Below are 17,333 nucleotides of genomic sequence, written 5' to 3'. Positions count from 1 at the left end.
ACAGAGGCTGTCATGGTCTTCAGTCCTGATTTTAGCGAAAACGCCACAACTGTGTAACTTTCTGTTAATATCTTAGAGAAACGTTAAGAAACATTACAAATCTATATAAATGAAATTATTGATCGTTGGCGCAACAGGCACACTAGGGCGACAAATAGCGCGCCATGCCCTTGATAAAGGCTATAATGTCCGTTGTTTAGTCAGAAATGCCAGGAAAGCATCTTTTTTAAAAGAATGGGGTGCAGAATTAGTCATAGGGAATCTTTGTAAACCAGAAACCTTACTTCCGGCCTTAGAAGGGATGGAAGCCATTATTGATGCGGCTTCTGCTAGAGCAACTGACGCGATAAAACAAGTAGACTGGGAAGGAAAAGTTAACTTAATTCAAGCAGCCCAAAAAACCGGAGTCAACCGTTATATATTTTTCTCCATCCTCAACGCCGAAAAACACACCGATGTGCCTTTAATGGAGATTAAACACTGTACAGAACTATTTTTAGCTGAATCAGGGTTAAATTATACAATTTTGCGTCCCTCTGGTTTTATGCAGGGGTTAATTAGTCAATACGCCGTTCCTATTCTAGATAATCAGGCAGTGTGGATAACGGGTGCAAGTAGTGCCATTGCCTACATGGATACTCAGGATATGGCTAAATTCGCTATTCGCGCCTTAGAAGTCCCCGAAACCAAAAATCAGACTTATCCAGTGGTGGGAACAAAAGCCTGGACAGCCGAAGAAATTATCCAATTATGTGAGAAATTATCCGATAAAACTGCTAAAATATCTCGTATTCCCTTGGGACTGCTCAGGTTTTTGCGTGGCTTTACTCACTTTTTCCAATGGACTTATAATATATCTGAGCGTTTGGCTTTTGCCGAAGTTTTAGCCAGTGGTAAAGCCCTAACCGCCCCTATGGAACAAGTATATGAAATATTTGGCCTTGATTCCAAGGAGACAACTACTTTAGAATCCTATCTAAAGGAATATTTTAGTCGTATTCTCAAAAAGCTAAAAGAACTCGATTACGAAAAGAGTAAATCTAAGAAGAAGAAAAAGACTCCCTTTAAATCTTCTGTTTGAGTTAATTTTGACCAAGGATAGCCCGTCGTGCCAAAAGTAGGCATCATTTTTAATGATATCAAACCCGTTGCTTGTAAAGTCGCTTCAGACTTAGAAAACAAGCTATCTAGTTGTGGCTGGACAGTGATTTTAGAGACTGGCCGGGGTGGACTCCTTGGCTATTCTCAACCAGAACGCCCCGTCTGTCATACTCGCATTGAGCATCTTGTCCCCCCCCATTTTGATGAGGATATGGATTTTGCCATCGTTTTAGGGGGAGATGGAACCGTTTTATCTGCTTTCCGACAATTGGCCCCCTGTGGCATTCCCTTACTAACAGTTAATACGGGTCACATGGGGTTTCTCACAGAAGTATATCTGAATCAACTATCCGAGTCTATAGAACAAGTGTTGACGGGAAACTATGAAATAGAAGAACGTACCATGTTATCGGTACAATTATTGCGTCAGGATACTTTGCTTTGGGAAGCCCTGTCTCTTAATGAAATGGTACTTCATCGGGAACCCTTGACGAGTATGTGCCATTTTGAGATTAAAATCGGTAGACACGCCCCTGTTGATATTGCGGCCGATGGCATTATTTTGTCTACTCCAACGGGTTCTACTGCTTATTCTCTGAGTGCGGGGGGGCCTGTTGTAACCCCTGATGTTCCCGTGTTTCAATTAGCCCCTATTTGTCCTCATTCTTTAGCGTCTCGTGCTTTAGTATTTTCTGATAAGGAACCTGTGAATATTTTCCCTGCCACTCCAAATCGCATGGTTTTAGTTGTCGATGGTAATGGGGGATGTTATGTGTTACCAGATGATCGAATTTATGTACAAAAATCTCCTTATTTAGCTCGATTTATTCGGTTACAATCTCCTGAATTTTTCCGAATTTTACGGGAGAAATTAGGGTGGGGATTACCTCATATTGCTAAACCGACATCAGTAGAATTGCCTTAAAAATTACTGTCACTCTGCTCTAATTCGTTATCAGGTACTAAAGTCAGAGCAGCATTAGTTATTTTTAACAATGACTATAATGACATTGACATACTCCCACCGCTAATTGCGAGAGAGCAATCTAGCGGGGGATTCTTTCCATATCACTATTAGAAATTCCTTGCTCAACGAGACAACTTAAATTCTCAATGCTTCCATTTAGAACCCAGAGGTCGGACTCTCCCAAGGCGTTTGGGTCGGTTTGTGTATGCCCTACACTACCGTTGAGATAATTTCCCAAGTATTTCAACCCTTTTTTAAGAATGTTGATTGATGCGTTGTGATCCCTGTCCAAGACTGTTTTGCAGTTAGGGCATTGATGAGTTCGGGTACTTAATGACTTCTGAACTCTTGTGCCACAAACTGAACAGTCTTGGCTAGTGAAATGGGGAGGTACAGCAACACAAACTATGCGATAAATCTTGGCAAAATAATTCAACCATTCCTTTATTATTAGCTAATACAGCACAAAGTTTTTGGAGGTCATTGCGGGTCGTCCCTTTATTATCCATCCAATGACGAACACAAGAATTACGCACAAACTGAGAGGTCTTAATAGCTTCATTAAGTTTCTCATATTGTTCTGATGTTCCGTTTTTTAACTTGGCTTCTACGACTAGCATTTAACAATTTTCGACCTTGGATAAATTGAATTTAACACAGTTTACCCAGAAATGGTAGAATTAAATCGTTGCTGCGCAGTTTATTTATTGCTTGGCATTCATGAGGCAGCGCGGTCTTGACGGTTTCCGTCGAGGAGCGACTGCCGTCCCGCCGTTAAGGGTTCGGCGGTACTCACCTACGGTTCGATGCGTCCGCCTGACCTGTAACGGGGGCATTCTGCCAAGATATAGGTAATTTAGAGGCTTTACGGGATATTTAAGGTTAGGGAATTTGAGGTCTTTGTATACCGTATTTAATCTGATTTGGGTTTTGATTAGTTGGGTTGACAGGATTTTGGTTATTATAGTTATTAGAAGGATTAGGTTGATAAGGTTGTTGATAAACCGGAGTTCCTGAACCGTAAGGATTAGTATAAGGTTGAACAGGAGAGGCTACATAAGGATTAGGATAAGGTTGTTGATAAGGAGTTTGTTGATAGGGTTGTTGATAAGGAGGTTGTTGATAAGGTTGACCCTGAGAAGCTGAATAAGGATAAGAATTAGTGTAGGGTTGTTGATTTGATGGAATACCAGAAGTAGGATAAGAAGGTTGATAAGAAGGATTAACCGAAGGTCTGGGAGTAGATGGGTTAAAAGGACGTTGCACAGGTCTATTATCAGAAGAATCACCAGAATTACCTGATGTTTGACGAGACTGTTCTCCTGATGCATTGGTTTGAGGCCTAGCTAAATCTTGAGAAAGTAAAGATTCAAGTGCTTTATTCAGAGGATTATCCTTCATTGCAGCCAAATCAAGAGGTTTTAAGGTAGATAGAGTAATAGGTTTACTAGGAGGGGGTGGAGAAGACAAAGAAGGAAATAAAGAATTAGGATTTTTAAGATGAGGTAATAAAGGCTGAAAAATTTGGGGTTTATTGTCAGTCGTTGTTGTAGAATCTGAAGGAGTTGACCCTGGAGTCAAGGGATTTAGTAAATTCCGAGTCTTAAGGGTTTCTAGAGGATTAGTTGAAGGAGATTGAATCTTATTTAATCTCGGAGAGAGAATATCTGAAGTAGGGTTTTGAGTTAAATCTTGAAAATTAACTCCAATATCAAGATTATTACCCACTTCCCCATTAATATCTGGGTTAATATTGGTATTAGGGAGTGTTGAATCGGAAATTTGAGACGAAATATGGCCCAACCATTCGGGATGAGTCGAATATTGCCAAATACCCAAAACTATCACCCCAATAATACCCAGAGAACCCCATAACTCAATACGCGCTAAGGGTTTAAGTCTGGCCAAAAAGTAACGCAATGAAGAGGAGGATTGCTTGGGAGGAGTCATAGGACTAACATGAAGCTGTATTATTCTGATTATATCCTAACTCATCTGTAAATAATAATTAGCCCATCACGAACCACAAGCTTAGGGAAATCCAAGCTAAGCTAGATACAATAAGTAATTTACTAGACTGATATCTAGTAGTCGCCCAGAGGGGTATGCTGACTCCATGCTGCGAATCATTACTCAATCTGTTGAGATAGAAACGGAATTACAACGAATCAGAGATCGCAGTTATGGCGAGGAGATTCGTGGTAAAGAGATTATTGTGCGAGAAATTCTTGATAATGTTAAACTTCAAGGAGATTTAGCACTTCTTGATGAATTTCAACAACCTATACCCCTTAAACAACTTCGAGTTAGTGGTTCAGAGTTAGATGTCGCTTATCAACAAATTTCTAAGGATTTACTCGATGCTATTCAAAATGTCAGTAAACAACTAGAAATCTTTCATCGTCAACGTTTGCCTAAATCTTGGGTGAAATTTGAGGCCGATGATGTGGTCGTTGGTAAACGTTATTATCCCCACAAACGGGCCGGACTTTATGTAGCAGGAGATCAATGTTCCCGTCTCAGTCGCGTCTTAATGCAGGCTATTCCTGCTAAAGTGGCTCAAGTTCCTCAAGTTGTTTTAGTCACTCCTTGTGATCTTACAGGTAAAATTCATCCCGATATTTTGGTTGCTGCCCAAGTTGCCGGTATTCAAGAAATTTACCGCTTAGGTGGGGTATATGCGATCGCGGCTTTGACCTATGGAACTTCAACTATTCCTAAAGTGGACGTTATTACCGGAACTGGAGGATTAGATGTCACTTTGGCGAAAAAAATGGTCTATGGTACGGTAGTTATTGATACTCCTGTTGAAACTTCAGATTTAGTCATTATTGCTGATCGTAAGGCAAATCCTTCTCAAATTGCGGCAGATATCTTGGCCCAAGTTGAACAAGACCCCACAACTGCGGTTATTATACTAACTCCTGATCCGTTTTTGGCCGAAAAAATACAACAACGGGTTGAAGAACAGTTACAATACCATTCTCAAGGTATTCTTACCGAAAAGGCTATCGCTCATTATAGCTTAATTGTGCTGGTTGATTCTTTGGGCCAAGCAGTGGCGATCACTAATCAATTTGCGCCTCAATATTTAATGCTTGCTTTAGCTAATCCTTGGGATTTTGTAGAACAAATTCGTTATGCTGGAACGATTTTTATTGGTTCTAATACTCCTAAAGCGGTAGGGGATTATTTAGGTAGTTCTGGGGTCATTCTACCTCCTTCTGGGATGGTTCGTTATGCGTCTGCTATCGGGGTAGAAACGTTTCTGAAACCGTCAAGTTTAATTGAATATTCTCCCCAAGCTTTACAAAAATTGTCAGCAACTTTAGAGTTATTATCTTTAGCTGAGGGTTTTTCAGCTAGTGCAGAAGCAATTCGTCTTCGTTTAGAAGATAATGAGAAATTATAAATTATGAATTATGAATTATGAATTATGAATTATGAATTATCCATTGTTGAACCCTAAATAAGTTGTCACGCATCTAAAGCCCGTCCTATTCGAGTGATGGGGTGATGGACTAATGGTTTGACGGTTTGTTTCCTAATCTGCCAATATACAGTTTAAATGCGTCTTAGCTTAATAGGAGAGATAGATGACTGTTTCATCATTTCAAGAGATTATAGAATCCATTGAGAGTTTATCCATTGAAGACCAGGATTATTTGTTTGATTTAATCCGAAAAAGAAGAATTGAAAACCGCCGTTTGGAGATAGGTAAAAATGGAGAAGAAATCTTAAAAGCTTTAGAACTAGGTAAGGCTAAAATTGGAACTGTTGATGATTTAATTGCTGACTTGCTTGAAGGAGATGATGATGAGGATTGTTTGGAGTAATAAATTTAAGCGATCCTTTAGAAAAATTACCAAGAAAAAAACACAATTAAAAGAAAAAATCATTATCGCCTTAAGACTATTAGCAAATAGTCCATTTACACCCTCTTTGAAGTCTCATAAGTTAACCGGTAATTTGGACAAATACTGGTCATGTTCTGTTAATTATGATTACCGTATTATCTTTACCTTTGGTGAAGATATGGAGTCAAACGAAACCTTAATTATCCTTGTTGATATTGGTTCCCATGATGAGGTTTATTAATGTTTATTTGTCAATTTTTTCTCTCCATCCAATTTTAGCTATTTTTCGCCCATGAAGCTGATATTTTTTCTGAATATGTCTGTAGCATTTTTGAAATAAAGGTTTTACCCTTCTTCAGCAAACCCTAACTAATTTGTCCTAAAATAATAATAATACTTGTCAATATCAACGCCATTTTATCTTTAGCTTTATAACCAGGAAATTCTTGGACGGGTGGTATTCCTTGATAACCTCTTGCTAACATAGCTTGATGAATTCTTTCTCCTCGGTCATAAGTACGGATAAATAAAGAGCCAATACCATTACCCATGACATAACGAATTGTACCTCTATTAATCATTAAATTACGAGACATTGCAGCCCTTTTCATAGTCGTTACTTCTTCAATTAAAACCCCAATATAACGATACATTGAAGCCATAATTGCTACTAATAAAGGAGGTATTTTTAAGATTAATAATCCTTGAAAAATCTGGGGAATAGAAGTAGTTATGATGAGTATATTAAGGGCGAATAATGATAAAATAACTTTAATGGTAACACTTCCTAAAATCATAACACCAGTAGTAGTAATTTGGATGATTCCCCATGACAAAATAACTTCACCCTCACGACGAAATAAGGTTCCTAATAACACTACTCCCACAAAGGCAAATTCGATCATGACTTTAGATAATAATTGTCTGAAAGAGACACGACTAATTAAGATTAAAATTAATAGACCAATACCATAAATTATCCAACTTAACCATTTTCCATTAGGGGTTAAAGCAATGGCAAAAACACTAATTAAAGTACATAATAAACGGGTTTGAGAGGCTAAAATATGCCAAGGAGTTTGAGGGTATGAGGATGAATTTTTCACATTAATATGCTTATTATTGACGATTCTACTGGACAAACTATGCTAAACTAATAATTAATAAAAGGCTAAAGCCTTATGCTATAGAAACGAAGTCCGACGAGCGCGGACAGTCATTATAGGTTGCGCAGGCAACCTTTGTTTGTATAGCTTAACTCTGAGCGAGTTAAGTAAAATTTGCTTTTTTTCTTAATCTCTAATCATCTTCATCTGTAGAAGAATCATTTTTTTTTGCCGGTTTAATTACTAATTTTCCTATTCCCCAAGCAATCCCAAAGGTGACTAATGTTCCCGCTAAACCTGCTAAAGGAGTCGCTACAGCATCAGGAACACCTCGCAGGGCATATTCTTGAAAAATAGCGTAAAAGGGGAGTTTTCGTGCAGGTATATCGGCTTTAGCTTTGTGATCAAATTTTAAGTCTTGGGAGACTCGATCTAAACCATCAGGATTAGGACTTGCAAAAGGAGATAAAAAGATAGCAATTCCTGAAGCTATACCCAATCCTATCATAATTAATAGACGATTAGATTTATTGGATAAATTATTAGTCATGATAATTTATTTGCATTTATTTCTACAGAATAAGGAACAGGAGGATCATATAAAAGATCCGGCCGCGATCGCCAGATAAAACTAACAGCAATTAATGTAATTATAGCTTCTCCAATACCAATTAAAATATGCCAAGAAACCATGGCTATCATCCCTACCATTAATGGGACAGTTTCTGATAAACTCAGTTCAATGGCTGTCATTATAGAAGCAGTCACGACACTCACCCAAGCTGCAACCACTGTTGCAGTGGCCATACTCATCCAACGACGACGACCTAAAGTCACTCGAATTGTTTTATAAAGGTAATAACCGCCAAAAGTACCAATTACTCCCATATTGAAAACATTAGCCCCTAAAACAGTTAAACCTCCATCTTGAAATAATACTGCTTGGACAATGAAAACAACTGTAATAACTAGAGTTCCGGCCCAAGGGCCAAGTAAAATACCAGCTAATGTTCCTCCTAATAAATGTCCTGATGTTCCCCCAGGAATGGGAAAATTAATCATCTGGGCCGCAAAAATAAAGGCAGCACAAACTCCCATCAAAGGAACGGCTTTTTCTTCATAATCTTTTTGTACTTTTCTGAGGGATATTTGCAGAAATACTAAGGTAATGATCCAACAAAATAAGCTTACCGGAAGACTTAAAAAGCCATCAGGAATATGCATGGCCAAATAAGATGGCAATAGAAAATATGAAGCAGATAAGGACATTAATATAAATCTCTGAATTATCTTATTTTTTACTTGCTCCTATTATACGCTTTTTTCATCTTCTTGTAGCATATTTTTACAACATCTTTAGATTCATTTTTAATTTTTTAAGATCAAGATTTTTTCAAGATTCTTTTTTTCTGAAAATAATGTAAAGAAATAGCATAATTATCGATAAAGTAGGCAAAATTAACTTAGACCAAGTTTTAACCTTTTGTCAATCTTTAGACAAACTTTCTCTAATTCTTGTAATGTTAGAAAACTTATAAGTACTGCGCGTAAGATTAATTGCACAGCCAGGGCAGGTTTATCTAGTTTTTTTGTGAGAATCATTGATTTATGTAAAAAACCGGCCCCTACTATGAATTGTATGTAATTAATTTTGTTTACCTACTTTCCCTATACACATTAAATATAATTTATGATGAACGATAAACTGAAAAGATTTTTATTAGTATTTTTAACCACATTAACCTTAATTATATTTAGTAGTTTATTTTGGTTTAGTGGTTCTATTTTTGCTCAATCAAAAAATCTAGGATCTCCAGTTATATTTGATAACGAAATCCTCTTTTATATACAGCAAGGGAGTGGAACTTTTGCCCCTGAAGAACGAGCAGCAATTATTAGTAGAAGATTAGAAAAAATTGTTAATGATGATTCAATTGAAATTAATAATGAATCATTTGATTTAGATGATACAGGAGAGAGAATTTTGATTCTCTTTAATAACAAAACCATAGCAACTGTCACCCCAGAAGATGCAAAAGCGGCTGATCTTCCTAATAAAGAATTAGCAGAACAACATCTCAAAGCTATTGAAAGAGAATTAAAACAATATCGTAGAGAACGTCAACCTTTTTATTGGGTTATTGGTATTGTTGCTACCATTATTACCACTATTATTTTACTCTTTACTTTAAGATTTTTTAATTTTATATTTCCTTATTTTGAGCGATTAATTGATCAATATCATGAAACATTTATTCCCTCTATTAGAATTCAAAACTTAGAACTATTATCATCTCGTAGATTAGCAATAGTTGGTAAACTGATCGTTAAAGTAATAAGAGTTATTGTAACTTTATTGATTATTTATTTATTTTTGCCTACGGTTCTTAGTTTCTTTCCTCAAACTCGAAAAATTGGCCAATTACTTTGGGATTATTTAATTAAAGCACTTAATATTGTTGGTAATTCCTTAATCTCTTATTTACCCAATATTTTTATATTAGCAATTATTATTACTTTAACCCATTATACCCTACGATTTTTTAAGATTGTTTTTACAGAAATTGAACGAGGTAATCTTACCTTTACAGGATTTTATCCTGAATGGGCTCAACCTACTTATAGACTATTAACTTGGTTAACTATTGCCTTAGCTGCTGTTTTTGCTTTTCCTTATTTACCAGGATTTAATTCTCCTGCTTTTCAAGGTGTATCAGCTTTTATTGCCCTATTATTTACATTAGGATCAACAGGAGTTATCTCCAATACTGTATCAGGTTTTGTGTTAATATATACTCGTGCTTTTCAAATATCTGATCGAGTAAAAATTGGTGATGCTGTAGGAGATGTTCTGGAAAAAACCTTACTTGTTACCCGTATTCGTACAATAAAAAATGTTATCATTACTATTCCTAATTCTGTTATTATTAGCAGTAATGTAGTTAATTTTAGTGCCTTAGCTGAAGATCTAGAAAATCCCTTAATTATTAATACTACAATTACTCTGGGATATGATGTACCTTGGCGCAAAGTTCACCAAACATTAATTGCGGCAGCCGACGCAACTGATTATATTTTAGCTCAGCCTCGTCCGTTTGTTTTTCAAACTGCTCTTAATGATTTTCATGTCAGTTATGAAATTAATGCTTATACCCATGAAGCAACAAAAATGGGACAAATTTATTCAAGTCTTCATCAAAATATTCAGGATAAATGTAATGAGGCTGATATTGAAATTCTCTCCCCCGCTTATGCTGCGCTGAGGGATGGAAATCATAATACTATGCCGGAAAATTATCTACCTAAAGATTATACTTCCCCAGGATTTAGAGTTGATGTTTTAGATGATTTATTAAATAAAAATAATGTCAAAAATGAGCCAAATAAGTAGGTAGACAAAATTAATTACACGAAATTTGTAGTAGGGCTGGGTTTTTTACATAAATTAATGATTCTCACCCAAAAAACTAGATAAACCCGCCCTGACTGTGGAATTAATTTTGCTTCGGTACTTAATCAATAATTAGGTATATAGACAAGTTTATTTAATATCTTTGTTAAAATCTAATATAATGTAAGGATAAGTTTATTTAATATCTTGATAAGAATCATACATTGTTCTTTAAAACCAGTCCCTACGATTAAAAACTAAATTGGTTAAAAATGAGTATAATTGTTGTTGGTAGTATTAATATGGATTTAGTGGCTCAAACGGCTTATTTACCCAAAGCAGGAGAAACCATTATCGGACAAATTTTTTTTACTGTACCAGGAGGAAAAGGGGCAAATCAAGCGGTTGCTGCCGCTAAATTAGGGGCAAATACTTATTTAGTAGGGTGCGTCGGTAAAGATCAATTTGGAGTGGAATTATTAGGTAATTTAAAAGAATTAGGAGTTAATATTGATGGAGTTAATATTGAAGATAATATAAGTTCAGGTATTGCTATTATTACGGTTGATAATAGAGGAGAAAACACCATTATTGTTATTCCGGGAGCAAATAATAATATCAATGAATCTGATGTAAAAAAACTTGACTATTTATTAGTGAATTCCAAGATCTTATTATTACAATTAGAAATTCCTTTATTAACTGTACAAAATGCAGCAAAAGTCGCTAAACAAGCAGGAATAACTGTTATACTTGATCCTGCGCCTGCTCCTGATAATTTACCTGATGATTTATACCCATTAATTGATATTATTACCCCTAATGAAACTGAAGCTCAAAAATTAGTGGGTTTTGCCATTAATACTCAAGAAACCACTCAAAAAGCGGCACAGTTTTTTTTAGAGCGCGGGGTAAAAAGTGTTATTATTAAATTGGGAGAAAGAGGGGCTTTTTATGCTACAATTGAAGAAAGTTTTATGATTCCTCCCTATCCAGTTAATGCCATTGATACGGTAGCCGCAGGAGACGCATTTAATGGAGCGATCGCTGCTGCCTTAGAGCAAGGTTTATCTCTAAAAAATGCCTTAAAATGGGGAGTAATTGCGGGAGCATTAACCACGACAAAAATAGGCTCTCAGTCTGCGTTACCCGATTTAGTAACCTTAGAACAACATCTTAAGTTAATTGATAATGGATAATTGATAAATTATAAATTATAAATTATAAATTATAATGTGGCACAGGCAAGATGCCTGTGAGATACTGAAATACTAAATTGCACAGGCAAGATGCCTGTGATCTATTTTCTTACAAGCTATAATGGACAATGGACAATGGACAATGGACAATGGACAATGAACAATTGATAATGGATAATGAACAATGGACAATGGACAATGAACAATTGATAATGGATAATGAACAATTGATAATGGACAATGAACAATTGATAATGGATAAAAGAACTTTTATACTCAGTTCATAATTCATAATTCATAATTCATAATTCATAATTCATAATTCATAATTCATAATTCATAATTCATAATTCATAATTCATAATTTAGAAAGGATAACCAGTGAACCTTGAATGAAGATGGAACATTAATTCAATCAAATTCTCGTAGTGAGTTGCGCCAATTGGTATGCAGCCAACTACAATTATTATTAGAGCAAAGTAATTTAGAAGGAGCTAAAGCCCTATTAGTTCCGGTGCAACCCGTTGATATTGCCGAAGCAATCGAAAGTTTACCCGAATCAATGCAAGTTATCGCCTTTCGTTTATTATCGAAAGAAGAAGCGATCGCCGTATATGAACACTTAGACTCAACAGTTCAACAAGCATTAATCGAAAAATTTAAACAACAAGAAGTAAGAGAAATTGTTGATCAGATGTCCCCGGATGATCGGGTTAAATTATTTGATGAATTACCTGCCAAAATTGTGCGTCGCTTACTAGAACAATTAAGTCCCGAAGAAAGACAAAATACCGCCTTATTATTAGGATATGAAGAAGATACAGCAGGGCGAATTATGACCCCTGAATATATCTCCCTCAAAGAAACTTTTACAGTAAACCTAACATTAGAAAGAATTCGCCGTCTAGCCATCACATCAGAAGTAGTTTACTATCTATATGTTACCGATGCTTCACGACATCTAGCCGGAATTGTTTCCTTGCGAGAGTTAGTGTTATCGTCCCCAGAAACCACATTAGATGAGATTATGACCCGTGATGTAGTCTATGTCAACACCAACGACGATCAAGAAGAAGTAGCAAAAATAATTCAACGTTACGATCTTTTAGCGGTTCCCGTGGTAGATAAAGAACAAAGACTCGTAGGAGTTGTCACCGTAGATGATGTCATTGATATTTTACAAGACGAAGCCACAGAAGATATCTACGCTTTAGGGGGTGTGCAATCAGATGGAGAAAATTACTTTCAAACCAGTATCGTCACCGTCGCGCGTAAAAGAGTAGTTTGGTTGTTGGTGTTACTGTTAACAAATACAGTTACAGGCACAATTATTAAATCTCAAGTCCATGTCTTAGAAAAAATGGCCATTCTAACCGCATTTATTCCCCTTTTAACGGGTACAGGAGGAAACGTTGGGGCCCAATCTTCAACGGTGGTTATTCGGGGCTTAAACACCGATGATATGAAGGATTTAACTACAAAAGAAGTAGTTATACGGGAAATGTTGGCTGGGGTATTATTAGGGTTAATGTTGGGAACTTTGGCCACGATTTGGGCGTATTGGTTACAGGGGAATTGGTCGGTTTCCCTCTCTGTTGGCATTAGTTTAGTAGCGATCGCTATTTTAGCTTCTGTTGCGGGATCTGCCTTACCCTTTCTCTTTCGTTCTTTAGGACTAGATCCAGCCTTAATGTCGGCCCCGTTTATTACTACAGCAGTTGATGTTGTGGGTGTTCTTATTTATTTTTCTATTGCTAGAACTATTTTAGGCATTTGATCTTATGGTCTTCAAACAATTTCACTGGCTTGAAGTCGCTGAATTTTTAACCCTGGGCATTGCAGTGGTTTGTCTGTTTGTGGCCATTGCTACTGACATTATTATACTTCCCTTAGGGTTTCTCACCTTAGCCTTAATTTTTAATGCCCTTAACCGTATCCGAGGGCAATATGTTAGTCGTCAGCGATTGGCTAATGCAGTCAAACAGTTAAAACGTCAAATTTCTCAAGAAATACAAGAAATAACCCCTCCTGAGCCTGTGTCCCCTTCTCCTACTCCTGTTCAAACCCCTACTCCTCCCCAAGACACCGATAGTCGAGGAATGGGGCAACTCAAAGAAAAAGTCTTTATTATTGAACAATCTCTTAATAGTGTGATTCAATATCTCAATACTCAAGTTCTACCGGAACGTATTGAGCAACTAGAAAAATCTTCTGCCCAACTGAGTCAAACTTTACGGGAACTGACTAAAGAAGTAGACCAACCTCCCATATCTGAACCTGAAACCCCTCCCATAGCATCAGACCCTTCCTTAAGTATTAATTCTATCTCAACCGCGACGAAACTGCCCATTGTCTCTGCTACTTCAGCCTTTTCTCCTTCCCCTTCTATTCCTGAATGGGATATCTTGTATACTTTAGCTGACCATACAGATGCAGTTGTATCTTTGGCTATTAGTCCTGATGGACAATGGTTAGCTAGTGCTAGTTGGGATCAAAATTTACGAATCTGGGATTTAAGTACAGGAAGCCATAAAACTAATGTTATTGCCCATTCTCAAGGATTATTAACCGTTGTTTTTCTTCCCTCCCAAGAACATACATCCCATTACCAACTGGCCACAGGAAGCTTTGATCAGACCATTAAACTGTGGTTGGGAGAAATCAATGAATCTGAAGAAATGACCCTGAATTTACGACAGACTTTAACCCATCATATCGGATCGGTTCATGGATTAGCTTTATCCAAAGAGCCTTTATTATTGATCAGTGGTAGTTATGATCAGACGGTTAAACAGTGGTTGTTACCCCATGGGGAGATGCACTGTAGTTCTTATGACCCGTTGGGGGCTGTCTATGCGATCGCGGTTGATGCACCTCAAGGTTTAATTGCTAGTGCAGGAGGAGATGGTCGAGTGACTCTATGGCAGTTGGACACAGGAGAACAAATCGGATTTTTGGCAGGGAACGTGTCCTCAGTAGAATCCTTAGCTATTAGTGCCGACGGTCAAACCTTGGCGGCCGGTTGTGTGGATGGCAGTATTAAAGTCTGGCAACTTGATCCCACTCGTTTTGGGGCCGGTCGTCCCTTACAACCTGTGCGGGTGTTAAATGCTCATAGTGGTCAAGTTAAAGCCTTATTATTTAGTCAAGAGGAGCAAATTTTGTTTAGTGGTGGGGCCGATGGTTATCTTAAAATTTGGCATCCCAGTCGTCGAGAGGCGATCGCTTGTTTAATTATGGGTAATACGGATCAACCTCGTCAGCCTGGTATTTTATCTTTAGCCTTTTGTGAAGATCATCAGTTATTGATAGCAGGGAGTGCTGATGGGATGATTAAAATTTGGCGCAGACTTTGAGGTTTATCATATCGGCGATCGCTTAGCTTCTAATAATAACTACCTGATTTACGATGATGAATGGCACTCACTCCTTCGTGTAAAACCTTGCCTTTTTTCACTATTCCATAAATAACCCAATGATCCCCACATTCCATGCGATCGCCTACTTGACACTCTAAATAAGCCAAAGCATCCTTAAGAATAGGGGAACCATTTTCGGCAGTTTCTATATCCACACCCATAAACCTATCTTCTCCAGGAGCAAAAGGCTTAAGAAAATGCTTCATTAACCCCGTATGTTTCCCGTCTGGTAGAATATTCAGTACGAAAAAGCTACCTTGATATAACAAAGACTCGATCGCCCGATCTTTAGCTACTGCAACCGTAAAACCGGGGGGATTAAACGTCGCTTGAGATACCCAAGAAGCTAACATGGCCCCGGTGATCTCCCCTTCTCGACAAGTTACCACACATAATGACCCCACAATACGCCCTAAAGCTTGTTCCGTGCGGGCAGTTTGGGACTCATTGACGGAGGCTTTCGGTTTACGGGCTTTTTGGGCTTTTTTCACCGCCTGAGCAAAATCTATTCCTGCTTCCTCACAGGTTTTGAGAGTAGCCTCTGTGGGGGTAAATTTCACCCGTATTGGCTCAAAACCGAAAGTATACCCCCCATCTTTCAGCTTATTTTCTAATAGGTCTATCGCTTCTCCACTCCAACCATAAGAACCAAAAACCCCCGTTAATTTTGTTTTATCCGCATTGGCTAAAGTAATACCTAATGCAGTTTGTACCTGGGTTGGGGCGTGTCCTCCTAAAGTTGGGGAACCAAAAATAAACCCCGAACATTTAGCGATCGCTTCTTTAATTTCGTCGGGTTCTGCTACTTCTACATTAATTGATTCTACTCCTACTCCAGCTTTTGTAATTCCTCTGGCGATCGCTTGTCCAAGTACTGCAGTATTGCCATAAGCGGAGGCATAAATTAAGGCGACACTCAACTCTTGAGACTTCTGATTTTTGAGCAATTCTTGATAAGCGGAAGTTAATTCTTTTAAGCCATAACGCACTAAAGGGCCATGACTTGGGGCATAAATTTTAGCGGATTTGCGGCTTAATTTTTCTAAGGCAGTTGTGACTTGTTTGGCATAAGGTGCAATAAGACAATCAAAATAATAACGACGATCTTCGGCGTAAACTTTCCAACCTTCATCAAATACTTGATCCCCACAAACATGAGAACCAAATAATTTATCTGTATAGATAATTTCTGTTTTGGGATCGTAGGTACATAATTGATCAGGATAACGAGGGTTAGGAGTGGGAATAAATTCTAATTGATGTCCTTTTCCTAAGTCTAAAGTGTCTTCTCCTTTCACTACTTTTAAGTAAGGAGGAAATTGAGGGAATAAAAGATTAGGTAATAACATTGCCCCTAGATTGGAACAAATAATGGTTATTTGGGGAGCAATTTCTAATATTTTTTTGAGGGTTTCGCTACGATTGGGGTTAACATGACCCACAATTACATAATCTATTTTTTTTGGATCAATTCTTTGTTTTAATGCTTCTAAAAAAATGTCTGTAAAGGATTCTCCGGGGGGATCAAATAAGGCAATTTTATCAGCTTGAATTAGATAAGAATTAGAGGTCGTTCCTCGCTTTAATCCATATTCTATCTCAAATTTTAGTCTATCCCAAGTCCGCGATCGCAAGACTAAAGTATCAGTATTTAAGAGAAAAACTTGAACATCTCTAGATTTTAGCATAGTTTTTTTTGTAAAGTTACTTGATTTTTATCAGATCTTTTGCTAGATAATTCGTTTCTTCATCAGCTAATATTTTTTGATAATCAATGGCAATTTTAGTAGGATAGCCTAATGTTGAATCATAAGTAACTGAGATTTCATCGGCCTTACTTTGGATGGCTTTTTCCAAAATTTGGAATAATTGATCAATGGTTTTAGGAAATCCTAAATTAGGGATCGTTTGATTAGTTTTTAAATCGACAACTTGAGTAATTTTATCATTCTTGACTGCCACTTTAAGCGGAATATTTCCTGGGGCCACACAAAAACATTGTTGCTGATAGGTAAACTGATAATTATTGATGTTTTGTAATCGCCATAATTGACGATTTTTTGCTAATTCTTTTAACAATTGCCAATATTCAGGAGAATTGACCGGAATAGCGATGGCATTCACCGACCATCCTAATATTATCAGAGTCAGTACCACCGAAATTAGTTTCATAAGTAGTAGGGGCGGGTTTTTTGCCATAATTGATGGTTCTTAAGCCTATTTTAGCTTAACCCGCCCTAATCTTGGTTTTTTTGGCCCATAATTGGACTGATGGTTCTTAAGCCTATTTTAG

17 protein-coding genes and 1 pseudogene are annotated in these 17,333 nt (G+C 37.2%); 10 read left to right on the top strand and 8 right to left on the bottom strand.

Annotated elements, in window-relative coordinates; all coding sequences use genetic code 11:
* Nucleotides 1-109 precede the first annotated feature (109 nt).
* Both AsFPU1_RS08690 and AsFPU1_RS08685 read left to right on the top strand, forming a co-directional pair.
* Nucleotides 110-1,081 (top strand): SDR family oxidoreductase, encoded by a 972-nt coding sequence (locus tag AsFPU1_RS08690; protein ID WP_124971767.1) that lies wholly within the window; start codon nt 110-112, stop codon nt 1,079-1,081.
* A gap of 27 nt (nt 1,082-1,108) precedes the next feature.
* On the top strand, nt 1,109-2,026 hold the full coding sequence (locus tag AsFPU1_RS08685) for an NAD(+) kinase (protein ID WP_124971765.1): 918 nt from the start codon (nt 1,109-1,111) through the stop codon (nt 2,024-2,026).
* A gap of 121 nt (nt 2,027-2,147) precedes the next feature.
* Here AsFPU1_RS08685 and AsFPU1_RS08680 read toward each other — a convergent pair.
* The 3 genes and pseudogenes from AsFPU1_RS08680 to AsFPU1_RS08675 all read right to left on the bottom strand — a co-directional run.
* Nucleotides 2,148-2,510: pseudogene (locus AsFPU1_RS08680) on the bottom strand (zinc ribbon domain-containing protein); the annotation flags it as partial.
* Nucleotides 2,443-2,688, bottom strand: a complete 246-nt coding sequence (locus AsFPU1_RS23520) for a hypothetical protein (protein WP_438357500.1) — start codon at nt 2,686-2,688, stop codon at nt 2,443-2,445. The pseudogene AsFPU1_RS08680 and the gene AsFPU1_RS23520, both read right to left, overlap by 68 nt.
* Before the next feature lie 262 nt (nt 2,689-2,950).
* Nucleotides 2,951-4,018 carry a hypothetical protein gene (locus tag AsFPU1_RS08675; protein ID WP_124971763.1) on the bottom strand — a complete coding sequence of 356 codons (1,068 nt, stop codon included), beginning with the start codon at nt 4,016-4,018 and terminating at the stop codon, nt 2,951-2,953.
* Between the two features lie 166 nt (nt 4,019-4,184).
* Between AsFPU1_RS08675 and hisD the strand changes: the two genes are divergently transcribed.
* From hisD to AsFPU1_RS08660, 3 genes are all read left to right on the top strand, one after another.
* Nucleotides 4,185-5,480, top strand: a complete 1,296-nt coding sequence (gene hisD / locus AsFPU1_RS08670) for a histidinol dehydrogenase (RefSeq protein WP_124971761.1) — start codon at nt 4,185-4,187, stop codon at nt 5,478-5,480.
* 184 nt (nt 5,481-5,664) lie between these two features.
* Complete coding sequence (locus AsFPU1_RS08665) at nt 5,665-5,904, top strand: hypothetical protein (protein ID WP_124971759.1); 240 nt, start codon at nt 5,665-5,667, stop codon at nt 5,902-5,904.
* Nucleotides 5,885-6,166 (top strand): type II toxin-antitoxin system RelE/ParE family toxin, encoded by a 282-nt coding sequence (locus AsFPU1_RS08660; protein ID WP_124971757.1) that lies wholly within the window; start codon nt 5,885-5,887, stop codon nt 6,164-6,166. The genes AsFPU1_RS08665 and AsFPU1_RS08660 overlap by 20 nt, the downstream gene beginning before the upstream one ends.
* A 124-nt stretch (nt 6,167-6,290) precedes the next feature.
* On the opposite strand, the gene cbiQ is transcribed toward AsFPU1_RS08660, so the two are convergent.
* The 3 genes from cbiQ to cbiM all read right to left on the bottom strand — a co-directional run bounded on the left by cbiQ (nt 6,291) and on the right by cbiM (nt 8,300).
* Nucleotides 6,291-7,031, bottom strand: coding sequence for a cobalt ECF transporter T component CbiQ (cbiQ, locus tag AsFPU1_RS08655; RefSeq protein WP_227873369.1), 741 nt, complete (start codon nt 7,029-7,031; stop codon nt 6,291-6,293).
* Nucleotides 7,032-7,224: 193 nt separating this feature from the next.
* A complete protein-coding gene (locus AsFPU1_RS08650; protein WP_124971755.1) occupies nt 7,225-7,581 on the bottom strand; it encodes a PDGLE domain-containing protein in 357 nt (118 codons plus the stop codon).
* Nucleotides 7,578-8,300 (bottom strand): cobalt transporter CbiM, encoded by a 723-nt coding sequence (gene cbiM, locus AsFPU1_RS08645; protein ID WP_124971753.1) that lies wholly within the window; start codon nt 8,298-8,300, stop codon nt 7,578-7,580. The genes AsFPU1_RS08650 and cbiM overlap by 4 nt, the downstream gene beginning before the upstream one ends.
* A gap of 421 nt (nt 8,301-8,721) precedes the next feature.
* On the opposite strand from cbiM, the gene AsFPU1_RS08640 reads away from it, so the two are divergent.
* The 5 genes from AsFPU1_RS08640 (at nt 8,722) to AsFPU1_RS08625 (ending at nt 14,977) form a co-directional block, all read left to right on the top strand.
* Complete coding sequence (locus AsFPU1_RS08640) at nt 8,722-10,422, top strand: mechanosensitive ion channel family protein (RefSeq protein ID WP_438357499.1); 1,701 nt, start codon at nt 8,722-8,724, stop codon at nt 10,420-10,422.
* Between the two features lie 272 nt (nt 10,423-10,694).
* The gene (gene rbsK / locus AsFPU1_RS08635; protein ID WP_124971751.1) at nt 10,695-11,621 is read left to right on the top strand and encodes a ribokinase; all 927 of its coding nucleotides are present in this window, start codon (nt 10,695-10,697) and stop codon (nt 11,619-11,621) included.
* Between the two features lie 128 nt (nt 11,622-11,749).
* Nucleotides 11,750-11,908, top strand: coding sequence for a hypothetical protein (locus tag AsFPU1_RS23640; protein ID WP_497462948.1), 159 nt, complete (start codon nt 11,750-11,752; stop codon nt 11,906-11,908).
* 101 nt (nt 11,909-12,009) lie between these two features.
* Nucleotides 12,010-13,398 (top strand): magnesium transporter, encoded by a 1,389-nt coding sequence (gene mgtE / locus AsFPU1_RS08630; protein ID WP_124971749.1) that lies wholly within the window; start codon nt 12,010-12,012, stop codon nt 13,396-13,398.
* A 4-nt stretch (nt 13,399-13,402) separates the two neighbouring features.
* Complete coding sequence (locus AsFPU1_RS08625; protein ID WP_124971747.1) at nt 13,403-14,977, top strand: WD40 repeat domain-containing protein; 1,575 nt, start codon at nt 13,403-13,405, stop codon at nt 14,975-14,977.
* Between the two features lie 29 nt (nt 14,978-15,006).
* On the opposite strand, the gene AsFPU1_RS08620 is transcribed toward AsFPU1_RS08625, so the two are convergent.
* Both AsFPU1_RS08620 and AsFPU1_RS08615 read right to left on the bottom strand, forming a co-directional pair.
* On the bottom strand, nt 15,007-16,728 hold the full coding sequence (locus tag AsFPU1_RS08620; protein WP_124971745.1) for a diflavin flavoprotein: 1,722 nt from the start codon (nt 16,726-16,728) through the stop codon (nt 15,007-15,009).
* 16 nt (nt 16,729-16,744) lie between these two features.
* The gene (locus tag AsFPU1_RS08615) at nt 16,745-17,212 is read right to left on the bottom strand and encodes a DUF6174 domain-containing protein (protein ID WP_124971891.1); all 468 of its coding nucleotides are present in this window, start codon (nt 17,210-17,212) and stop codon (nt 16,745-16,747) included.
* Nucleotides 17,213-17,333: the final 121 nt, after the last annotated feature.

This window comes from Aphanothece sacrum FPU1 (genome assembly GCF_003864295.1).
Lineage (GTDB): Bacteria > Cyanobacteriota > Cyanobacteriia > Cyanobacteriales > Microcystaceae > Aphanothece_B > Aphanothece_B sacrum.
The sequence above is the reverse complement of the archived record's forward strand: the minus strand, read 5'-3'. Positions and strand labels throughout refer to the sequence as shown.